General features: G+C 39.7%; 6 protein-coding genes and 1 pseudogene. 2 read left to right on the top strand and 5 right to left on the bottom strand.

Translation table 11 applies throughout. From position 1 onward, the window contains the following. Positions 1–12: 12 nt before the first annotated feature. From V757_RS28525 to V757_RS26750, 5 genes and pseudogenes are all read right to left on the bottom strand, one after another. A pseudogene (locus V757_RS28525) lies at positions 13–124 on the bottom strand (helix-turn-helix domain-containing protein); the annotation flags it as partial. Positions 125–293: 169 nt separating this feature from the next. Continuing rightward, complete coding sequence (phnD, locus tag V757_RS26760; protein ID WP_315970393.1) at positions 294–1,211, bottom strand: phosphonate ABC transporter substrate-binding protein; 918 nt, start codon at positions 1,209–1,211, stop codon at positions 294–296. Positions 1,212–1,236: 25 nt separating this feature from the next. Continuing rightward, a complete protein-coding gene (locus V757_RS29470; RefSeq protein WP_245587058.1) occupies positions 1,237–1,524 on the bottom strand; it encodes a P-loop NTPase family protein in 288 nt (95 codons plus the stop codon). Between the two features lie 40 nt (positions 1,525–1,564). Beyond that, entirely contained in the window at positions 1,565–2,098 is a 534-nt protein-coding gene (locus V757_RS29465; protein WP_245587057.1) for a phosphonate ABC transporter ATP-binding protein, read from the bottom strand. Between the two features lie 301 nt (positions 2,099–2,399). Beyond that, positions 2,400–3,911: a YifB family Mg chelatase-like AAA ATPase gene (locus V757_RS26750; protein WP_023953294.1), complete on the bottom strand. Its 1,512-nt coding sequence runs from the start codon at positions 3,909–3,911 to the stop codon at positions 2,400–2,402. A gap of 178 nt (positions 3,912–4,089) precedes the next feature. Between V757_RS26750 and V757_RS28215 the strand changes: the two genes are divergently transcribed. Together V757_RS28215 and V757_RS0115280 are read left to right on the top strand one after the other, a co-directional pair. Further along, positions 4,090–4,245, top strand: a complete 156-nt coding sequence (locus V757_RS28215; RefSeq protein WP_081710711.1) for a transposase — start codon at positions 4,090–4,092, stop codon at positions 4,243–4,245. Between the two features lie 103 nt (positions 4,246–4,348). Beyond that, on the top strand, positions 4,349–4,741 hold the full coding sequence (locus V757_RS0115280; protein WP_023953292.1) for an IS3 family transposase: 393 nt from the start codon (positions 4,349–4,351) through the stop codon (positions 4,739–4,741).

The raw sequence follows: 4,741 nt of genomic DNA, 5'->3' as shown, positions 1-4,741 counted from the left end.
CGATTAAATGTAATCAGTCGATACGCCCATAATTTTGCATGCTTGTCGACACATTTTTTAATTGCTCTGCTAAATTAAGCAGTCCTGCTTTATGTTTAATCACATTATTGGTAGTATGTAACATGAGAGTTTCCTTTTGTTTGTTTAAAAGATTCGCACCTCTTATTCAAACGGGAAACTCTCTTTTTTGCAACTCATTTGTCAGATTTGGTCTGAACTTCTACAAATAATCAATTATTTTTTCGTTTTTGCAATTGCTTCTTCAAGCTCTTTTAATTTGCTATCTAATTGAGCTAATTGCTTAGTTTTTTCAGTCCTCTGGTAAGTCTTTTTTGGCCTTCTACTTGAGCACGTTTCTTAAAGGCTTCTAATTGACGGATTGGTAATAATTGATCATTTGATGAAGGTTTGAATTTAGTCCAACCTAATTTTTTCAATGTTTCTAGCTCTTCTGGTTTATCGCCATAAGTATCAAAAAACACTTTAATTTTTTGTTTTGTCTCTGCATCTAATGTTGTACGCCATACAATTGGGTCACCAGGAATTAATGGAGAGCGCCAGATTTCTTTCAATAAGGCAGCCTTTTCTGGTTGCGTTTGTTTTAAACGATCCATACCTTCAGTATTAAAAGTACCTGCATCCACTTGTTTATTAGCGACTGATAACGCATTGACTTCATGGCTACCATTTACTACTCGTTTAAATGCACTTACAGGATCAACTTTATTCTTAGCAAATACATAGTAACCGGGTACTAAGAAACCAGAAGTAGAGTTCGGATCACCATTCGCAAAATTTAAGTTTTTAGCATTTTTTAATAGGTCATCTACATTATTTAATGGGCTATCTTTATGAGCAACAATCAAACTCCAATAGCCTGGAGAACCATCTGATGCTACCGTTTGATAAATCACTTCACCATTAGCACGATCAACCGCTTCAATCGCTGATTTATTACCATACCAAGCAATATCAACCTTATCAAAACGCATCCCTTGAATAATGCCTGCATAGTCAGGAGCAAAGAATGCTTTAACGTTATAACCTGTTTTTTTAGACATATCCGCCAAGAACGGATCCCATAATTGTCGTAAGTTTTGTGCTGATTCAGTAGAAATAATACCAAAATTCAAATCTTTTGCTTGCACAGTTGTTTGTGCAAAAAGTGTAGCTGCTGTTAAGCTGACTGTACATAATAACGATTTAAACATTATTGCTGTTCCTTATAAAACAAAATTAAGCCAATTTAAATTGTGGCGATTGATGGTGGATAGAACTAGAGGGTGAGTCCTCTGCAGAAATCTCTTCTGAAGATGATCCAAATAACAAAGCTGTCCCTGCTTCGGCCCCATATAATTTGATGAGGAAATCATTGCTTAATTGTTGACTAGAGCCTTGGAAAATAATTTCACCATTTTTAAGTGCTATAGCTTCAGGGCAATATTTAACGGCATAATCAACTTGGTGTAATGTCACAATGACAGTCTTTCCGTCTTCTTTATTAATTGACTCCAATGTGGACATAACGCGGCGTGCTGATTCAGGATCTAGTGACGCAATTGGCTCATCGGACTAAAATAATATCTGCCTCTTGGCAAAGTGCTCTAGCAATAGCTACTCGTTGTTGCTGTCCACCTGATAGCGTAGACGCTCGGCTATAAGCAAATTCAAGTAACCCTACTCTTTCCAAAGCACGTAAGGCTAATTGCTTTTCTTCTTTAGTAAAAATACCTAACGTTCCACGCCAACGAGGCATACGCCCTAATCGACCAATTAATACATTTTTAAGTACTGATAATCGTCCAACTAAATTAAATTGTTGAAAAATATAGCCAACATTTGCACGTAGCCGACGTACATTACTATCCAAACGACCGTTTTCTTGAACGATTTGGTCTAATAAACGAATTGTTCCACCTTGCTTATCATTTGCTGTCGCTAGACCAACCATATGACGCATCAAGGTAGACTTACCTGATCCAGATGCGCCAATTAACGCTGTCATCGTTCCTTTAGCAATTGTGGTATTTATATTCTTAAGCACATGCTTTTTGCCAAAATGCTTATTTAAGCCTTTTACTAAAATAGCATTACTCATTATTCACCCTTTTAACTCTCAAAGAATTTTTAAAAATTTCTTGCATTGAGAGCATCCTAATGGGCAAATAAGACAGTACTGTGAATTTTTTTTGACAATATTGAAATATTTCTATGCTTACGTTAGACAAGTTCCCTTTTTCTTCACGCTATATTTGTAACAAAATCTGAAAAGCATTATGAATTCAAGGTGATAGTCCGTACCTAAGCTTAAATAACTTGTATAACTAATAGGCTTTTTATAGACAAGTTAATGTTCTTTGAATTTGTAAAAATTCACGTTATTACCACTAAAACAACACTTAATGTTCACAGCGACACATAATAGCTTGTGTTAGATCCTCTTTTTCTATCGAGGAATGACCTGCCATATCAGCAATGGTGCGAGCTACTTTTAATACTCGCTGATTTACCCTTGCCGACCAAGAAAACTTATTCATAGCTTGAGTCAAAAGATGTTGACTAGCCTTATCTAACCGACAAAACTCCTCTATCTGTGCATTGCTTAAATAAGCGTTTAATCCTCCTTGACGCTGATATTGCCTTTCTCTACAGTCGACAACTCGCTCTCTAACCCTTGCCGAAGTTTCTGCGGTTTCCGCTGTCAACCAATCCTTCTTAATCGCTTGAACCTGTAGATGAATATCAATTCTCTCTAGCAAAGGACCTGATAATTTACTTTGATAACGTTCGACCTTTTCAGGTGTACATCGACATAATTTAGTTGCATGCCCTAAGTACCCACAAGGGCATGGGTTATAAGCCGCCACTAATTGAAAACGTGCAGGATAACTTTGTGAACGTTTTGCTCTAGAAATATGAATTTCTCCCGTATCTAAGGGCTCTCGCAATGCTTCCAAGGCTTTTCTATCAAACTCAGGTAATTCATCCAAAAATAAGACTCCATGATTCGCTAAACTAATTTCACCTGGTAATGCCGCTGCACCTCCCCCAACCAAAGCTACCATTGAACAAGAGTGATGTGGGGCACGGAAAGGTGGTAATTGCGGATCTGGTGGCTCTAATGAATGCACCAAACTATAAATAGCGATTAAATCCAATTGTTGTGCCATCGTTAAACTTGGTAATAACGTAGGTAGCCTATGTGCAAGCATGCTCTTACCGACACCTGGAGAACCCGATAGAATTAATCCATGCCCTCCACTGGCAGCAATCTCTAACACATGACAAGCATAGGGTTGCCCACGTATATCTGATAAACAGAGTGGCTTATCCTGATACCTAGGCTCTGGCTGCTGATAATAGCTTTTATCCAACTCCAAACGACCAGAAAGATAATCAGCCACGTCATTAAGTGTTTTGGCACCAATAACCGTTAATCCTTCTACTCTAGCTGCAATTTTGGCATCCTCTTCGGGCAATATTAAAATCGCTTTCGGATTTTGTTTATAAATTGATAAAGCAATAATTAAGGGGGCTTGAATAGAAATTAATGCGCCAGTTAATGATAACTCTGCCATAAAATACATATTTTCTAAATTTGCCTGTTGCTGTTCAGAGAGAACCACTTGTCCTGTCGCCATCAATACACCGATCGCTATCGGCAAATCAAATCGCCCTGATTCCTTAGGTAAGGCTGTCGGTGATAAATTCACCGTAAACCTACCTGGTGGAAAATCCCATCCTCCCGAGTCAATTGCCGATCGTACCCGCTCTTTACTCTCCCTCACCCCTGTATCAGGCAAACCGACAATGGTGAAGTTAGGTAACCCAGCCGATAGATGAACCTCTACACATACTATTGGCGCCTGCATCCCTGACAATGCACAACTATATAAAACCGCTAAACTCATTCCCCCTCCTTTTTCAGCACAGTATGCCTACAAAGCAGAGAAAAAAAAAAGAGAGGGGGGATAAGAATATCCACCCTCTTTTTCTTTAAGCTTAAAATTGGGTAGCCACCCCCTAAATTAATACAGCTCAAATGTAGAAATTTCCTTTAAAATTTAATTGATAATTAGGAGTTTTACAATGAGCAAACGTAAGCGTGAAGAGCAGATCATTGCTTTATTAAAGCGAGCAGAGGCCGGCGAGCCTATCGCTGAACTATGTCGCCAAGAAGGTATTGCTGTTTCCACCTTTTACAAGTGGCGTTCCAAGTATGATGGCCTTGAGGCTCGGAGCTGAAGCGCCTTAGGCAGATTGAGCAAGAGCACGAGCGGCTTAAGAAGATGTACGCTGAATTGAGTTTGATGGCCCGAATGCAGGAGGAGATTATAAAAAAGCTCTAGTGCCTGTAGAAACACGTAAGGCTTGGGCTCGTGACCTACAGGCAAGGCATCAAGTGAGTATCGTTAAAAGCTGCCAAGCAGTCGGTATTAGCCGCACGGCTTATTACTACCGTAAACGCCAAGTTGACGATAGTTTCGTTGAAGAGGTCTTGCTTAGGCTCACCGAACGTCATCCTCGCTGGGGCTTTGTGAAGTGTTTTGACCGCTTACGCGCCTTAGGTCATACATGGAATCATAAACGCGTACAACGCGTCTATCATCAGCTTCGATTACAGCTACGAAGCAAACGCAAACAGCGTTTACCGGCAAGGCATCCGATGCCATTGACGCAACCGGTCATGGCACGAAGCAGTTGGTCAATTGATTTTATGTCGGATGGTCTGGACGGCTGA

Source organism: Pelistega indica (assembly GCF_000506865.1).
Classification (GTDB): Bacteria; Pseudomonadota; Gammaproteobacteria; order Burkholderiales; family Burkholderiaceae_B; genus Taylorella; species Taylorella indica.
This window is presented reverse-complemented; position numbering and strand designations above follow the sequence as displayed.